Genomic DNA, 14582 nt, shown 5'->3' with positions numbered 1-14582 from the left:
CGGAGCGCCCACGGACGTGGGCGCTCCGAGCCGCATCAATTTTGGAATGCCAAGATCACTTTTGAATGCAAGTGTCGACGGTGTCCTTGGTGCATTCGTCAAGGCCGGTAAACACCGGATCCTCGACCTTCTTACCGGATATCATGTTCATCATCACGGTTGGCGCCTTGTAGCCCATTTCGAACGGCCGCTGGCCGACGAGCGCGGTGACCAGGCCTTCCTTGGCGATCGCCACTTCGTCGCCGATCGTGTCGGCGGCGCCGATGACGAATTCGTTCTTGCCGATCTTGTCTGCCATCGGCTTGAACAGGTCGCGGTAGGGCTGCGGGGCGCCAAACAGCGGCCAGCCGCCCATGATGCCGAAGGCATCGAGGTCGGTATTGGCGGCGAGGATGTCGGTCATCGCCTGAACGCCCTTGGCGCCATCGTCATTGGTAAAGACCGGGCAGCCGGCAACCTCCGTCCAGCCGCCTTCACCCTTCAAGGCCGCGAGACCCTTCTTTCCGCTCAGCGTATCGCGCATGCCCTGGGCGCGGCGCAGGATGTTGTCGGCGCCGGGATTGCCTTCGATCGTGCAGATCTTGCCGCCCTTCGGCTTGGCCTTCTTGATGTATTCGCCGATCTTGGCGCCCATCAGATAGTTGTCGGTGCCGAGATAGGTCTTGCGGAGAGCGGCGTCATCTGCCGAAAGATCGGCATCGAGCGTCATCACGGGAACGCTCGGATTGGCCGTCTTCAGCGTCTGGGCGATCAGCTTGGCGTTCGACGGCGAGATGGCGATGGCGGCGGTATCGGCTTTGCCAAGCATATCCTGGACGATCTGCGCTTCGCCGGCTTCATCGGAGGTCGATGCCGGGCCGGTGTAGAAGCATTCATATTCGGCGGATGCGTTTTCCTTGTTCCACTTCTGGCAACCCTGGTTGATCGCCTCGAAGAACGGGTTGTCGAGGCCTTTGACGACGATAACCAGCTGCTTCTTGGCGGCCAGGGCCTGTCCGGCCGTCAGCGCCAGGACTGCAGCTGTAAGCAATAATGCCTTCCTCATAGCTTCCTCCCATTGAAAAAGACGGACGCTTCTGCACCCGCCGCGTCATCAACCTGGATACCAGACGACCCGAGGCTCCTCCTTCGATCGCTGGTATTCCCAAGCCGAATTGATAAGCTTTTCCAGATCGTAGACGGGGTTCCAGTCCAGCAGATATCTGGCCTTGCTATTGTCCATCCAGTTCGAGTGAAACTGGCTTTCGATATTGACCGAGCCGAGCCCGCGCGTGCGGGCGAGATAAGCGGCAACCTCGCCATAATCGACGGGCCGATCCATCGAGATGTTGAAAAGCTGCCCCTTGGCGCGCGGATTGTCGATTGCCGCGAGGATCGCCGAGACGAGATCGTCGACATGGACGAAATTGCGTTTCAGCGGCCGGCCATCGGCGTCGCGCAGCAGCGGCACCGTGCCATCGCGGAGATAACGCTCGGCATCGGCTGCCGGCACCAGCGTCTTCCAGTCCGGCCCGCCGAAGACATCCTCGCCGAAGGACAGCGTGAACTTGAAATCGTCCTTCTCCATGATCCACGGCGCGCGCAGACAGCAGGTGTTGATGCCGTATTGGATGGCGAATTGCTCGAGCATTACCTCTTCCAGCACCTTGGACAGCGCGTAACAGCCGGGATAGGCGCGATGCGGCGTCTTTTCGGTCACCGGCCCGTCATGGCGATAGAAGAAATGCCCGATGCCGGCATCGCCGCCGATGAGGATGAACTGCTTTGCCGTGGGGCTGGCGCGGAACGCCTCGAGCAGCCAGAACAGGCCCTTGACGGTGATATCCATCACATCGGCGGGGATTTCCTTGCAGGTGGCGAGATGCACGACATGGGTGACGCCGTCCATCGCCGCTGCAACGACATCGCTATCGGCGATCGAGCCCTTGATCACACTGACCCGGCCGGTTTCACCAAGCACACGATTATGGCAAAGCGCGCGAATGCGTGCGTTGGAAAATTGTGGCTCGTCAAGCAGCCCAGTAATAAAGCGCCGCCCGACCTTGCCCGTAGCCCCGGTGACAAGGATCAGCATACTTCTCTCCCCCAGTAACAGCTAATATCTATGCGTTTCCGGCGTCAATCTGTATTTATCGTACAAAATAGATTTTTGTGATGAGGGGACGTTTTAGCGGACTATTGATTGACGATTCCTGGCGCTTTTGCATTAATGAGCGCAATCGCTTTTCCGGGAGGAGATCGGCTGAGCGAGATCGTAGGCGTCTGACTGGCAACCGGGTATCGGCAACCGGCGGCGAAGGCAGGCCTGCAGTTAAGGGGAGGGTAGTCGGCTGGTCGCGGTTCTCGAGCTCACCAATATTTCAAAACATTTCGGCGCCATCCAGGCGGTCAACGACGTGTCGTTCGCGCTCGAAGCCGGCCAGGTCGTCGGCCTGATGGGCGATAACGGCGCCGGCAAGAGCACGCTGGTCAAGATGATCGCCGGCAACTTTCGGCCGAGCGAGGGCATCATGCGTCTCGAGGGCCGGGAGATCGTCATGCATCGCCCGATCGAGGCGCGCCAGCACGGCATCGAGATCGTGCACCAGGATCTGGCGCTCTGCAACAATCTGACGGCGGCGGCAAACGTCTTCCTCGGGCGCGAGCTGCGCCGCGGCGTCGGTCCGTTTCGCATCCTCGATTACGGGACGATGTATCGGCGCGCCGGCGAGATCTTCAGGGAGTTGAAATCGGAAACCCGCCCGCGCGATCTCGTCAAGCAGATGTCGGGCGGCCAGCGGCAGGCGGTGGCGATCGGGCGCACCATGCTGTCGGAGGCAAAGATCGTGCTGATGGACGAGCCGACCGCCGCCATCTCGGTCCGACAGGTGGCCGAGGTCCTCAATCTGATCCGCGAGCTGCGCGACCGCGGCATTGCGGTCGTGCTGATCAGCCACCGCATGCCCGATGTTTTCACCGTGGCCGACCGGGTGATCGTCATGCGCCGCGGCCGGAAAGTCGCCGACAAGGCAATCGAGGCAAGTTCGCCTGAAGAAGTCACGGGTCTGATCACCGGCGCCATCGAACAGGTTTGAGCCGCGCCGCTTATCCCGCGGGAGAAATACCGCTGACGGGAATGCCCCATCTGGAGTGAGAGGTCGAAATGGCAGTAACATTGGACCAGACGATTGCACAGAAGCAGCGCAGCCGGCTTGCGGAGTTTGTCGGCGGCCAGACATTCTGGGTGCTGATCGCCGTGCTTCTCGCCTGCCTCTTCCTGTCCTTCGCCACCGATTCCTTTGCGACGACGAAGAACCTCTACAACATCACCCGCAACGTCACCTTCGTCGCCATCATCGCGCTCGGCATGACGCTGGTGATCATCACCGGCGGCATCGATCTGTCGGTGGGCTCGGTGCTCTGCCTCTGCAGCATGGTGCTGGCGGTCACCATGAACGCCGGTTATTCCATCGAGGTCGGCATAACGGCCGCGATCGTTACGGCGCTGGCGATCGGCGCCTTCAACGGCGTGCTGATCGCCTATCTCAATTTCCCGCCCTTCGTGGTGACGCTCGGCATGCTGTCGATTGCGCGGAGCCTGGCGATGGTCGCCTCGAACAACACGGTGGTCTTTCAGTTCGGCCCCGATCATGACAAGCTGCTGGCGCTTGGCGGCGGCGCCTGGTTTTTCGGGATCGCCAATCCGGTTCTCTATATGGTCATCCTGGCGCTCATCACTGGTTTCGTGCTGCGCTGGACGCGCTTCGGCCGCTATATTTTCGCGATCGGCGGCAATGAACATGCCGCCACGCTGACCGGCGTTCCCGTCCGCCGCATCAAGGTCGCCGTCTACATGATCTCGGCGCTGTCGGCCGGCATTGCCGGCATCGTCCAGACCGGCTGGCTCGGCGCCGTCACCACCAATATCGGCGCCGGCATGGAACTGCAGGTCATCGCCGCCGCCGTCATCGGCGGCGCCAACCTCGCCGGCGGCATCGGCACCGCCTTCGGCGCCCTGGTTGGCGCGGCCCTGATCGAAGTGATCCGCAACAGCCTCGGCCTGCTCGGCATCAATGCGTTCTGGCAGGGGACGTTTATTGGCGGGGCGATCGTGCTGGCGGTGCTGTTTGATCGGATACGGAATCTGCGGCAGAGCGAGTAGGGTTGGGCTGGACAAGGAGTCCGCGGCGCACCGAAGGGTGCGGGTGGTCCAAACTTGCTGAGATATGGATCCCTCTGCATGAGCCTCATGGGTCTCCCGTGAAGACGCCGATATACCCACCTTTGGGGGAGAATAATAACGATCGGTCGGTCAATCCCGGCGGTCAGGTCGTCATGCTCGCGTTCTCTGTCCATCGAAGCCCCAGTTCCCGACTTGCCACATATTGGCAACCCGCTCCGTTGGTTACCGTAACATACGTGCCCAAAGGCACGGTGTATGCAACTCTCAGCACGGCAGTGCCAGCATCAAAATGCCGGCGATGACATGCGGAGAGGAAGTGAGATGTTGCAGCCGGTCCAAGGCGGCTCTGCGGGCGCGCAGCCTCCGAACAGAAGGAAGATCGAGCTTGTGACGTTCTTCGCACTTGCCTTCGGCATCTGGCCGGTGATCGCCGTCGGCGTCGTCGGTAGCTACGGGTTCGCCGTCTGGATGTGGCAGATCGTCTTTGGACCTCCCGGGCCTCCAGGTCATTGAGGCGCTCCATGCAGACAAAAGCGCTTTCGCGCCGACAACTGTTCCTTGGCTGTCCCGACCCGGCATCCGAAGCGGACGCGTCAACATCAGTGCCTCATACGGCCATGGTGACGGAAGCCTGCCTGTCCAAGCGGGGCGTCGCCTGCCGGTCGTGCGACGAAAACTGTCCCGACAACGCAATTCGATTCCGGCCGCGGATCGGCGGGCCGTTTTTTCCCGAAATCGACGAAAAACTCTGCACCGGATGCGACGCCTGCCTTGTGGTCTGTCCTGTCGGCGCAATCGCGACCCGCACAAATGAACTGGAGGGTCGCAATGCCTGAAACTCCATCGCTCTATCACATATCGAGCGCGGTCGTCGCGACGCTGCCTACCGCGACTCTTAGCGTTCTCGGCCAGCTTGCGATGATGAAAAACGTTGAAGTCCACGGCCATGGCGGCGGCAAGATTGTCATCGTCATCGAAGGGACAAGCACAGGCATGATGGGCGAATGCCTGTCGCGCATATCGCTGTTCGATGGGGTCATCTCCGCGAATATGGTTTTCGAACATGTCGAAACGGAGGGGGCGTAGATGACCGGTGAACTGACCCGTCGTGACATCCTGAAGGCGCACGCAGCAGCGATAGCCGCGGCGACCGCGGGCATTGCGCTTCCCGCCGCCGCGCAGCAGGTGCCTGGAGGCATCGACGCGCTTGAGATAAAGTGGTCGAAAGCGCCCTGCAGGTTTTGTGGGACCGGCTGTGGCGTCATGGTTGGGGTCAAGCAGGGCCAGGTCGTCGCCACCCACGGCGACATGCAGGCAGAAGTGAACCGGGGCCTGAACTGCATCAAGGGCTACTTTCTTTCGAAGATCATGTACGGCCAGGACCGGTTGAAGACGCCTCTGCTTCGCAAGCAGAACGGCGTCTACGCCAAGGAAGGCGAGTTCGAGCCGGTGAGCTGGGATGAGGCCTTCGACGTGATGGCCGCGCAGTGCAAACGCGTACTGAAGGAAAAGGGGCCGACCGCCATCGGCATGTTCGGCTCCGGCCAGTGGACGATCTTCGAGGGATACGCCGCGACGAAACTGATGCGCGCCGGCTTCCGGTCGAACAATCTCGATCCAAACGCCCGCCATTGCATGGCGTCTGCCGCCGTCGCCTTCATGCGAACCTTCGGCATGGACGAGCCGATGGGATGCTACGACGATTTCGAGAATGCCGACGCCTTCGTGCTTTGGGGTTCCAACATGGCGGAGATGCATCCGATCTTGTGGACGCGTGTCGCCGATCGTCGCCTCGGCCAACCGCATGTCCGGGTCGCGGTGTTGTCCACCTTCACCCATCGCAGCATGGATCTGGCCGACATACCCATCGTCTTCAAGCCCGGCACGGACCTGGTGATCCTGAACTACATTGCCAACCACATCATTCAAACCGGGCGGGTCAACGAGGCATTCGTCCAGAAGCATACCAAATTTGCCCGCGCCGCGACCGATATCGGCTACGGCCTGCGCCCCGATGATCCGATCGAGGTCAAGGCAGCAAACTCGGCCGATCCGGGCAAGACCGAGCCGATGAATTTCGAGGCTTTCAAGGACTTCGTCTCGGACTACACGCTGAAGAAGACGGCTGCGATGACCGGCGTCGATCCGGAGTTTCTCGAGCAGTTGGCCGAGCTTTATGCCGATCCCGCCCGGAAAGTCATGTCGCTCTGGACCATGGGTTTCAACCAGCACGTCAGAGGCGTCTGGGCCAATCAGATGGTCTACAACCTCCATCTTCTCACGGGCAAGATCTCCGAGCCGGGCAACAGTCCGTTTTCCCTGACCGGTCAGCCTTCCGCTTGCGGTACGGCGCGTGAGGTCGGAACTTTCGCCCATCGCCTGCCTGCCGACATGGTCGTGACCAATCCCGAGCATCGCAAACACGCCGAGGAGATCTGGCGGGTCCCTCACGGCCTCATTCCCGAGAAACCGGGTTACCACGCCGTACAGCAGGACCGGATGCTGAAGGATGGCAAGCTGAATTTCTACTGGGTGCAGGTCAACAACAACGTTCAGGCTGCGCCGAATACAGCCAACGAGACTTACAACGGCTATCGCAACCCTGAAAACTTCATCGTCGTCTCGGACGCCTATCCGACGATTACCGCGATGAGTGCCGACCTCATTTTGCCCGCCGCCATGTGGGTGGAAAAGGAAGGCGCTTACGGCAACGCCGAACGCCGGACGCATGTGTGGCACCAGCTTGTGCAGGCTTCCGGCGAGGCTCGCTCCGACCTCTGGCAGATGATGGAGTTCTCCAAGCGCTTCACCACCGACGAGGTCTGGCCGGCGGAACTGCTGGACGCCAATCCGACTTTTCGCGGCAAGACGCTATTCGACGTGTTGTTTCGCAACGGCGAGGTTGACCGGTACCCTGTCGAGGAAATCAGCGCCGACTACGACAATAACGAGGCAAAGGCCTTCGGCTTCTATGTCCAAAAGGGGCTTTTCGAAGAGTACGCCGCATTCGGACGGGGACATGGCCACGATCTGGCGCCCTACGACGTCTATCACGAGGTTCGAGGACTGCGCTGGCCCGTGGTCAATGGGCAGGAGACCAAGTGGCGATACCGCGAAGGATACGATCCTTATGTGAAATCCGGCGAGGGTTTGAATTTCTACGGCCAGGCGGATGGTAAGGCCGTCATCCTGGCGGCGCCCTACGAGCCTCCCGCAGAATCGCCCGACGACGAGTTCGACGTCTGGCTGGTGACGGGACGGGTCCTCGAACATTGGCATTCCGGTTCGATGACAATGCGGGTTCCCGAGCTCTACAAGGCGTTTCCCGGCGCGCGCTGTTTCATGAACGCAGACGACGCGCGAAAACGCGGCATCAACCAGGGGGCCGAAGTCCGCATCGTCTCGCGGCGTGGTGAAATCCGCACCCGGATCGACACCCGCGGCAGGAACCGGATGCCATCCGGCGTCATCTTCGTCCCGTGGTTCGACGCCAGCCAATTGATCAACAAGGTCACGCTCGACGCCACCGATCCCATCTCGAAACAGACGGATTTCAAGAAATGCGCGGTCAAGATTCTCCCCGTCGTCGGTTGAGGCGACCCGAATGGACAGCCATTGCAGCGGGTTTGCTGGTGTTCGTCACGACGGCATCAATCGCCCAGGTCGTCACCCAGAATGTCCCCCAGCTTCAGGGACCGCCTGATGCCATGCAGTCCGAGCCTGCCGCCGTCCTCCCGAGATGGGTGGTCGATGACCGCCGCCAGATGCGCGCCTATCCCGACCAGCCGCCTATTATCCCGCATTCGATCGAGGGCTATGAGCTTTCGGTCAACGCGAACCGGTGCCTCTCCTGTCACAAGCGGGAGTTCACCCAGGACTCCGGCGCTCCGATGATCAGCGTGACCCACTACATGACGCGGGACGGCCAGATGATCGCTGATGTCTCGCCCCGGCGCTATTTCTGCACGGCCTGCCATGTTCCCCAGGCTGATATCAAACCGCTGGTGCCAAGCATGTTCAAGGATATGAGCGAACTTGGTTTCAAGCCTGCGGGAAGCGAGTGACGACGATGATCGCTTGGGTGAAGCGCCTCATTCTGTGGGCATGGTCAGTCTTGACGACGCCGGCCGCGACGATCGGATTGGGCGTCCTGACGCTCGGCGGCTTTATTGGCGGCGTCATGTTCTGGGGCGCATTCAACACCGCTCTGGAGCTGACCAACACGGAGAATTTCTGCGTGTCGTGCCACGAGATGAAAGACAATCCGTATGAGGAGCTGACCCGGACAATCCATTTTTCCAACCGCTCGGGCGTGCGCGCCAGTTGTCCGGATTGCCATGTTCCTCATGACTGGACGGACAAGATTGCTCGCAAGATGCAGGCTTCGAAGGAAGTGTGGGGCAAAATCTTCGGCACCATCGACACCCGGCCGGAGTTTCTTGAGCACCGTCTCAGCCTGGCGCAGAACGAGTGGGCCCGGATGAAGGCCAATGACAGCCTCGAATGCCGCAATTGCCATTCGGCAGTCGCAATGGACCTGCAGAAACAGACGCCGAGAGCCGCGGCGATCCACACGCAATATCTGCTTCCGGGGAAGGCGACCTGCATCGACTGCCATAAGGGCATTGCGCACGAGCTGCCCAACATGCAGGGAATTGATCCCGGCTGGAAGATGCCAAAGGAGCTTGAAGGAACGCAGACGTCGGTCGGCGACCCCATCGACGACCTCAGGCGCGCTATGGCCGAAATCCATACGCAGCAGTTCTGAATGAGGCGTCTGAAGGTGGCGCTGGACGCGCTGACCATGCCCTCAGGGATGCGCATCCTCATAGCCATCCAACTCAGGGCATCCCCTGATGTTGCCGAAGCCGATCACCCGCCGGTCGCCCGATTGATCCAGACCTCTGAGCACGATGACATTGTCATCCTGCTGTATAATCTCGCTGCGATAGATGCCGGCCCGGAGCGCCAGGTTTTTTGCCTGGCTTACGTTGCATTGTCCGGGCGGTGGAGTGACGTGCCAGTATCTCGTGCCTTGACCATCCGACTGCCATCCGCCAGAGGCGGCGAATCCCGATACGCTGGATAGCAGCATGGCACACGACACTATCGAGCTGCCTAGAACCAGTTTCATCTATCCTCCGTCAGCCGTCGGCGTCTCAGGGCTCGTTGCTACTCTACTTGCCCCGGTTGCAATGGATAATCAATTTCCCTTGTTGTCACCACAGTAGATGGTGCGCGCTAACATGGTGCTAACGCGGGTCCAGCGGCAACGAGATGATGTCGCCCCGTAGGCTGCCAGGCGGAGAAAACGGAAATGCTCTGGCGGCGGTGGCGCAAGTGGATCGAGCCGTTCGATAATATGGCTGCGCTAGAATTTTTGCGATGCGTGATGAGAACCAACTCATCGAGACGATGGGGGGTATGCCGAAAGTCCGGACATGAACACCAGGTTCACCGTCTCCGGCGTCTGGCCGCTTAATTTGATGGAGAAGCGGAAGGCGTGGGACCAGCGTTCGGCTGAGAACTTGCCGTTCGTTCGGATTGCCCGGCGTGCGGCGGTACCAGGAAATCGAGGAGACCGTCGCTCCGTAGATCGGCGGTTCGCTTTTCCAGAATGTCGCCGATCAAGGTCGTCAGAAATTCTGCTGTCATATGGTTCCAGTCTGTGATGAACGGAACCCCCTGCTGCTCGTGAGGCATTTCTCCTTGTCGTAATCGCAGTGAAGCTTGACGATATCGACGTAGGTGAACGCAAGATCGGATGGGAAAAATGGCAGTTGCGCTAAAGGCTGGTTGGCCGGCGGATAGGCCGCTTCCCGCAGGCATATGGAGGCATCGGATTTTCTCTGAAACATCAGCCCCAGGCACGAGTGCAATTCGTCGAGCTGAAAATAATTTCCGAAAACGAAAATGCGCGCGTCAGCCGAGTGGCTTTTCATCCAGGAAAGAAGTTCGAACCGGAAGGGGTTGACGGAGTACTCAAAAGGCCGAAGGCTCGTGAGGAAGATCGCTTTCGTTCGGCTGAGCAATGATTTGTCGTTGATATATTTTTCAAAGGGAATGCAGTATTTATCGTAAATGCTGGCGCGTGAGGGGGCCTTCACACTATCGTTCTTGATCTCCACCATGCAGTTTAAATAGCTGAGTGCCACGACTTGATATCGGTCGGTATCGATGTAATTTTTCAGCGCGATTGACCAGTTTCTGGCGTGCGAGTCCCCAATGATGAAGATAATGGGCTTTCCAGCTTGAATGTTGTCGTTCAAGCCTAGAAAAGTGCTTTCGAGCTGCGCCTCGTTCGCCTGCGCGAGAGGTGAATAGACTTCATCCAATCTGTGAGGAAAACCGGCCATAGTGATTGCTGACAGGACAGCAGCCGTGATGGTGACAACGGATGAGCTGAGGGTGATCCAGAGAGCGCGGCTTCTCCTGGTGTGGCGAAGGGGCTTTTCGATGACGACAAAGCTGGCGACGGCGACCAGGACCGTCGCAGCGATGGCGAGAAACTTGTCGCTGTTGTCGAAATTCAGGCTTGTCGACCGCCAGAAGGCGAAGACCGGATAATGCCACAAATACAAGGAGTAGGAGACTATTCCGGTGAGCGCCGCAGGCCGAGACGCCAACAGGCGCCCGATTGCGTTCTCACGGCTGGCGAATGCGAGCACCAGACAGGTCCCAATGACGGGGATCATAGTGAGCAGGCCAGGATGAACCGTGTTCTTTTTAAACAGGATCAGTGAACCAAGAACGAGGACAAGCCCGGCCGCCGCGAGCAACGGCTGGGGGCGAGGCCGTCCACGCCGCACCTCGTAATAGGCGAGAAGTGTTCCGGCTAGCAGTTCCCAGGCCCGGGTGAGCGGCGAGTAGAAGGCCTGTTGCTGATCATGCCGTACGGTTATCACACACCAGACAAAGCTGAGGGCTGCCACGACCAGCACGCATGGCAAAAACTTGGATTTCAAGTATCGGCGCACGATCAGCAATATGACCGGAAAGCCGATATAAAACTGCTCTTCGACGCTCAACGACCAGGTGTGCAGAAAAGGCTTGAGAAGTGCGTTCGGCTCCCCGTACTGAGCCGCGGTGAAATAAAAATAGATATTCGATCCAAAGAGGAGCGACGAACCTATGGAGTTCGCGTAATCTATGAGTTCCGTTGGTAATAAAAGATAATAGGCTACGGGTATTGTCGCGAAAATGACTGCGAACAACGCAGGCAGAATTCTTCGCGCGCGCCGAGCGTAGAATCTAAGGAAATCGATACGCCCCGTTGCTTCGATTTCCGTCAACAAGATTTGCGAAATCAGGAAGCCGCTGATCACGAAAAATACATCGACGCCAATGTACCCACCCTGAAGCAGCGTGTGGCCGGCAACCGTGAACTCGGCGTGATAAAGAATAACGCCTATCACCGAGATGGCCCTCAAGCCATCGATCTCTGGTCTGTAAGCCTTCAATGCGCCTGCCTTCGATATCGAGAGCGTCACTTGGCCGCGCGCAAGAGCGGCGCTTTTGGGCTCCCTAACACAGAGATCCTGCGCCCGTCGATCCAAATGATCCGGTCAGCGAAAAGGAGGAGCCCGTGCTCCGCTCCCACGTCGTCCTCGCCGGCCGAATCTGGGATCGCCTTCCGTGGACGAGCAACGGGATTACGAGCAGGCACGATCTCTCACCCAACCGGATGATTGTAATCACCGGTCCGGTCTATAGTTGAAACCAGCGACAGGGCTCGATCTTCACGACGAACTCTTTCTAAAGATCATGCCCGAGCAAGCCGATGTGGCTGGTGTAAAGGAACCTTCGTGGCTGCAGCAGCCTCGATTGGTCCAATAGGCCATGTCATCGGGTGATGATTAAAGGTGACGCCATGCGTAAAACGCTAGCAGTCGGCGGGGCCGTCTTGATTGCCATGTACTTTCTCGGCGGCATGAGCGCGAGACATGAGATCTTTCCTTGGCCACAACTTTCCGCGCTGAGAAAAATGGTTGGCGGCGAGAAGGCAGCGGCCCCAAGCCGATATAGTTTCGACGACAAGGAACGACTCATCGGGGATGAATCGAAATCGCCTGTGACCTGCCCGACTCAAACTGCTCGAACGGCTGTCTTACTCATTCTTGGCCAATCGAACGCGGCCAACGACGGAGGACAACGGCACCGGTCAAATTATGGCGCTCGCGTTGTCAACGCCTTTGACAAACGGTGCTTCATCGCGGCGTCGCCACTTCTTGGATCGACCGATACCAAGGGAGAGTACTGGACGTTGCTTGGCAATTATTTGATTGCATCGGGACAGTATGACAGCGTCATCCTCGCGCCTCTCGCATATTCCGGATCTGAGGTCGCGCGCTGGGCGACCGGCGGTGACCTCAATCCTGTGCTGGTCGATACAATGAAACAGCTTCAGGATTCCGGTTATCGGATAACGGGCGTCCTCTGGGTCCAGGGAGAGAAGGACCTCGTTATCGGCACCACCGCGGAGGCCTATCGGGATCATTTCATGTCGATGGTTGACACATTGCGTCAGCACGGCGTCGAAGCACCAGTTTACATTTCGATCGCATCGAAATGCCTCGAACCGAGCAATGGCGGCTTCAAGGAGCATATTCCAGACAATGCGATCGTACGGGCGCAACTGGCCCTGTCAAAAAGCGGCCACGGTATCCGAGAAGGCGTAAATTCTGACGCATTACTCGATGGGGATGACCGCTACGACGATTGCCATATCGGAGGCACAGGCGCGGAGAAAGTGTCGCGGGCCTGGCTGAGCCTTCTGCGCGGCGATAGCCGGCTGGAAAGCTCGGGATAGTCATCGCTGAACCGGTTTTCGCACCTTCGCACGCTTCGGCCTCGGCTCCGTCGCTCTCTGACGGAGTGGACGGTGGCGAAGGTGACGTCGTCCAGCGCGCCATGTATCCGCCACCAGACACGCTATGACTGAAAGGAAGCCGAGGACCGGCTTGCGGATCTCGGCCGCGATTGCCGTCGCATCAAGCCCTGATGATCGAGGTCAGCCCTCCGGCGGCGACGCAAACCGGCTGGCCTCGAACGGGCCTTTGGCGGCGACCGGGATGGCATCCTCATCGGATGTCGCGACACCAGCCTCACGATGAACCGTGCGGGGGGAAAGACGAGGCGCGCTCAATCCCATCGCCTCGCCGGGAGAATGCAGCGCCCATTTCATCAGCGCCGCTTCGGAGGTCGATCCGAGGAAATCTGCCTCTTCCCAGGAGGCGGTCATCGGCAGGGAGGCGATCATATCAGCGCCCGGCCTGGAGGTCGTCTGAGCAACGATGCGGCGATGGAAGCGGGCGTGGGCCGGCAAACCAGGCGTCTGTCTCTCCGGAAGGGCATCAATCGGGCCGATCGATGCAGTCTGTAGTGTGTCGTCCGTGCCGGCGTCGTGCGCAAGGGCGGGCGGGCGCATCGCCGGGATCGGAATCGGCAAGGATGAAACATCCCCGGCGGAGCCTTTGTCATCCCGCCCGGCCGCGCCGGTCTGCTGCGCGAGCGCATTCAATGCTCGGCTTTTCGGCGCCGGCAGAAGCGCCGTCACGAGTTTGCCGTCTGTGCTGTCGCCGCCAGGCGTGCTCGGCGCTCCCGCGTCTTCGTCTTCTCCAGCGGTGCTGGCAATCTGGATCGCGGTGGGGCCGCGCTTCCTGTGGTTCGCAACCGCCTGATTGTATCCCGGCAGCGGCCGGCCATCGGCCGGAAGATGCATCGTCTGCCCATTCGGGAATATTCGCGCCAGTTCCTGTCGCGACATGCGGGGCCAGGCCCTGACATTGCCGACGTCGAGATGCACGAAGGGCGATCCCGAGGTCGGATAATATCCGACGCCGCCGACCTGCATTTGCATGGCAAGTGCCCGCAGCGTCGCAAGCTTCACGCCGGGAACGTAGAAATCCATCGCCTTGCCCAGCATGTGCTGGCTCTTCTTGGCGACACCCGTGCTGCGCGAGCGGTTGCGCAGCATGTTGTTGGTCGTGGGAGATCGATAGGCGGAGACGATGTGGATGTAATCCTTGCCGCCGCTGCGCTTGTACACCTCCCAGACCAGGTCGAGCAGCCGGGGATCCATCCGGGTCGGCTCGTTCCTCCGCCAGTCGCGCAGAAACCGATTGATCTGGGCAAGGCCTTTGGGATCGAACTTTCCGTCCCGCTTGTAGGTAATCGTCGCCTTCTCGCCCGTATGGGTAAAGAACAGCTTCAGGGCGCGATCTTCCGCCGAGGCAAAGGATGCAGAACCGACAAGGGCAGGGAGCGCAAACAGAGCCGGCAGAATGGTCTGCGCTGCGAAGCGTTCCGCACGCGACAGGAGCGCGGCAATTCCGCCCAAGGCTCCGGCCGACAATCCTTGCAGTGGATACTTCAACACGAACAAACCCGTCCTACACCAAACGCTCGACGATGGGCGGGA

Annotated in this window: 13 protein-coding genes and 1 pseudogene; 9 read left to right on the top strand and 5 right to left on the bottom strand. The window is 59.7% G+C overall.

Translation table 11 applies throughout. From position 1 onward, the window contains the following. Positions 1 to 55 precede the first annotated feature (55 nt). The gene (locus J3O30_RS17015) at positions 56 to 1045 is read right to left on the bottom strand and encodes a substrate-binding domain-containing protein (protein ID WP_207581428.1); all 990 of its coding nucleotides are present in this window, start codon (positions 1043 to 1045) and stop codon (positions 56 to 58) included. A gap of 48 nt (positions 1046 to 1093) precedes the next feature. Further along, positions 1094 to 2074 carry an NAD(P)-dependent oxidoreductase gene (locus J3O30_RS17010; RefSeq protein WP_207581427.1) on the bottom strand — a complete coding sequence of 327 codons (981 nt, stop codon included), beginning with the start codon at positions 2072 to 2074 and terminating at the stop codon, positions 1094 to 1096. Between the two features lie 80 nt (positions 2075 to 2154). Here J3O30_RS17010 and J3O30_RS17005 point away from each other — a divergent pair. From J3O30_RS17005 to J3O30_RS16970, 8 genes and pseudogenes are all read left to right on the top strand, one after another. Next, positions 2155 to 3074 (top strand): annotated as a pseudogene (locus J3O30_RS17005) (ATP-binding cassette domain-containing protein). Positions 3075 to 3142: 68 nt separating this feature from the next. Further along, entirely contained in the window at positions 3143 to 4141 is a 999-nt protein-coding gene (locus J3O30_RS17000) for an ABC transporter permease (RefSeq protein ID WP_207581426.1), read from the top strand. 342 nt (positions 4142 to 4483) lie between these two features. Next, on the top strand, positions 4484 to 4675 hold the full coding sequence (gene napE / locus J3O30_RS16995; protein ID WP_207581425.1) for a periplasmic nitrate reductase, NapE protein: 192 nt from the start codon (positions 4484 to 4486) through the stop codon (positions 4673 to 4675). A gap of 8 nt (positions 4676 to 4683) precedes the next feature. Then, entirely contained in the window at positions 4684 to 4998 is a 315-nt protein-coding gene (locus tag J3O30_RS16990) for a 4Fe-4S dicluster domain-containing protein (RefSeq protein ID WP_207581424.1), read from the top strand. Beyond that, positions 4991 to 5248, top strand: coding sequence for a chaperone NapD (locus J3O30_RS16985; RefSeq protein WP_207581423.1), 258 nt, complete (start codon positions 4991 to 4993; stop codon positions 5246 to 5248). The genes J3O30_RS16990 and J3O30_RS16985 overlap by 8 nt, the downstream gene beginning before the upstream one ends. Then, positions 5249 to 7756, top strand: a complete 2508-nt coding sequence (napA, locus tag J3O30_RS16980; protein WP_207581422.1) for a periplasmic nitrate reductase subunit alpha — start codon at positions 5249 to 5251, stop codon at positions 7754 to 7756. Then, on the top strand, positions 7723 to 8226 hold the full coding sequence (locus J3O30_RS16975) for a nitrate reductase cytochrome c-type subunit (RefSeq protein WP_207581421.1): 504 nt from the start codon (positions 7723 to 7725) through the stop codon (positions 8224 to 8226). Before napA ends, J3O30_RS16975 begins: the two co-directional genes overlap by 34 nt. An 8-nt stretch (positions 8227 to 8234) precedes the next feature. Further along, the gene (locus tag J3O30_RS16970) at positions 8235 to 8930 is read left to right on the top strand and encodes a NapC/NirT family cytochrome c (protein WP_281438265.1); all 696 of its coding nucleotides are present in this window, start codon (positions 8235 to 8237) and stop codon (positions 8928 to 8930) included. A gap of 42 nt (positions 8931 to 8972) precedes the next feature. On the opposite strand, the gene J3O30_RS16965 is transcribed toward J3O30_RS16970, so the two are convergent. Further along, the gene (locus tag J3O30_RS16965; RefSeq protein WP_207581420.1) at positions 8973 to 9296 is read right to left on the bottom strand and encodes a hypothetical protein; all 324 of its coding nucleotides are present in this window, start codon (positions 9294 to 9296) and stop codon (positions 8973 to 8975) included. 517 nt (positions 9297 to 9813) lie between these two features. Next, the gene (locus tag J3O30_RS16960; RefSeq protein ID WP_246762682.1) at positions 9814 to 11622 is read right to left on the bottom strand and encodes an acyltransferase; all 1809 of its coding nucleotides are present in this window, start codon (positions 11620 to 11622) and stop codon (positions 9814 to 9816) included. A gap of 410 nt (positions 11623 to 12032) precedes the next feature. Between J3O30_RS16960 and J3O30_RS16955 the strand changes: the two genes are divergently transcribed. Then, complete coding sequence (locus tag J3O30_RS16955) at positions 12033 to 12971, top strand: sialate O-acetylesterase (RefSeq protein ID WP_207581419.1); 939 nt, start codon at positions 12033 to 12035, stop codon at positions 12969 to 12971. A gap of 201 nt (positions 12972 to 13172) precedes the next feature. Here J3O30_RS16955 and J3O30_RS16950 read toward each other — a convergent pair whose 3' ends face one another. Beyond that, the gene (locus tag J3O30_RS16950; RefSeq protein WP_207581418.1) at positions 13173 to 14546 is read right to left on the bottom strand and encodes a DUF882 domain-containing protein; all 1374 of its coding nucleotides are present in this window, start codon (positions 14544 to 14546) and stop codon (positions 13173 to 13175) included. Positions 14547 to 14582: the final 36 nt, after the last annotated feature.

This window comes from Rhizobium sp. NZLR1, assembly GCF_017357385.1.
Classification (GTDB): Bacteria; Pseudomonadota; Alphaproteobacteria; order Rhizobiales; family Rhizobiaceae; genus Rhizobium.
Note: the sequence above shows the minus strand (reverse complement) of the source record. Positions and strands in the feature narration are given on the sequence as shown.

Bases quoted from the DNA above. Each gene is read 5' to 3' on its own strand.
- napE (WP_207581425.1), top strand. From the start codon at position 4,484: ATGTTGCAGCCGGTCCAAGGCGGCTCTGCGGGCGCGCAGCCTCCGAAC.
- J3O30_RS17010 (WP_207581427.1), bottom strand. From the start codon at position 2,074: ATGCTGATCCTTGTCACCGGGGCTACGGGCAAGGTCGGGCGGCGCTTT.
- J3O30_RS17000 (WP_207581426.1), top strand. From the start codon at position 3,143: ATGGCAGTAACATTGGACCAGACGATTGCACAGAAGCAGCGCAGCCGG.
- J3O30_RS16985 (WP_207581423.1), top strand. From the start codon at position 4,991: ATGCCTGAAACTCCATCGCTCTATCACATATCGAGCGCGGTCGTCGCG.
- J3O30_RS16965 (WP_207581420.1), bottom strand. From the start codon at position 9,296: ATGAAACTGGTTCTAGGCAGCTCGATAGTGTCGTGTGCCATGCTGCTA.
- J3O30_RS16990 (WP_207581424.1), top strand. From the start codon at position 4,684: ATGCAGACAAAAGCGCTTTCGCGCCGACAACTGTTCCTTGGCTGTCCC.
- J3O30_RS16975 (WP_207581421.1), top strand. From the start codon at position 7,723: ATGCGCGGTCAAGATTCTCCCCGTCGTCGGTTGAGGCGACCCGAATGG.
- J3O30_RS17015 (WP_207581428.1), bottom strand. From the start codon at position 1,045: ATGAGGAAGGCATTATTGCTTACAGCTGCAGTCCTGGCGCTGACGGCC.
- napA (WP_207581422.1), top strand. From the start codon at position 5,249: ATGACCGGTGAACTGACCCGTCGTGACATCCTGAAGGCGCACGCAGCA.
- J3O30_RS16955 (WP_207581419.1), top strand. From the start codon at position 12,033: ATGCGTAAAACGCTAGCAGTCGGCGGGGCCGTCTTGATTGCCATGTAC.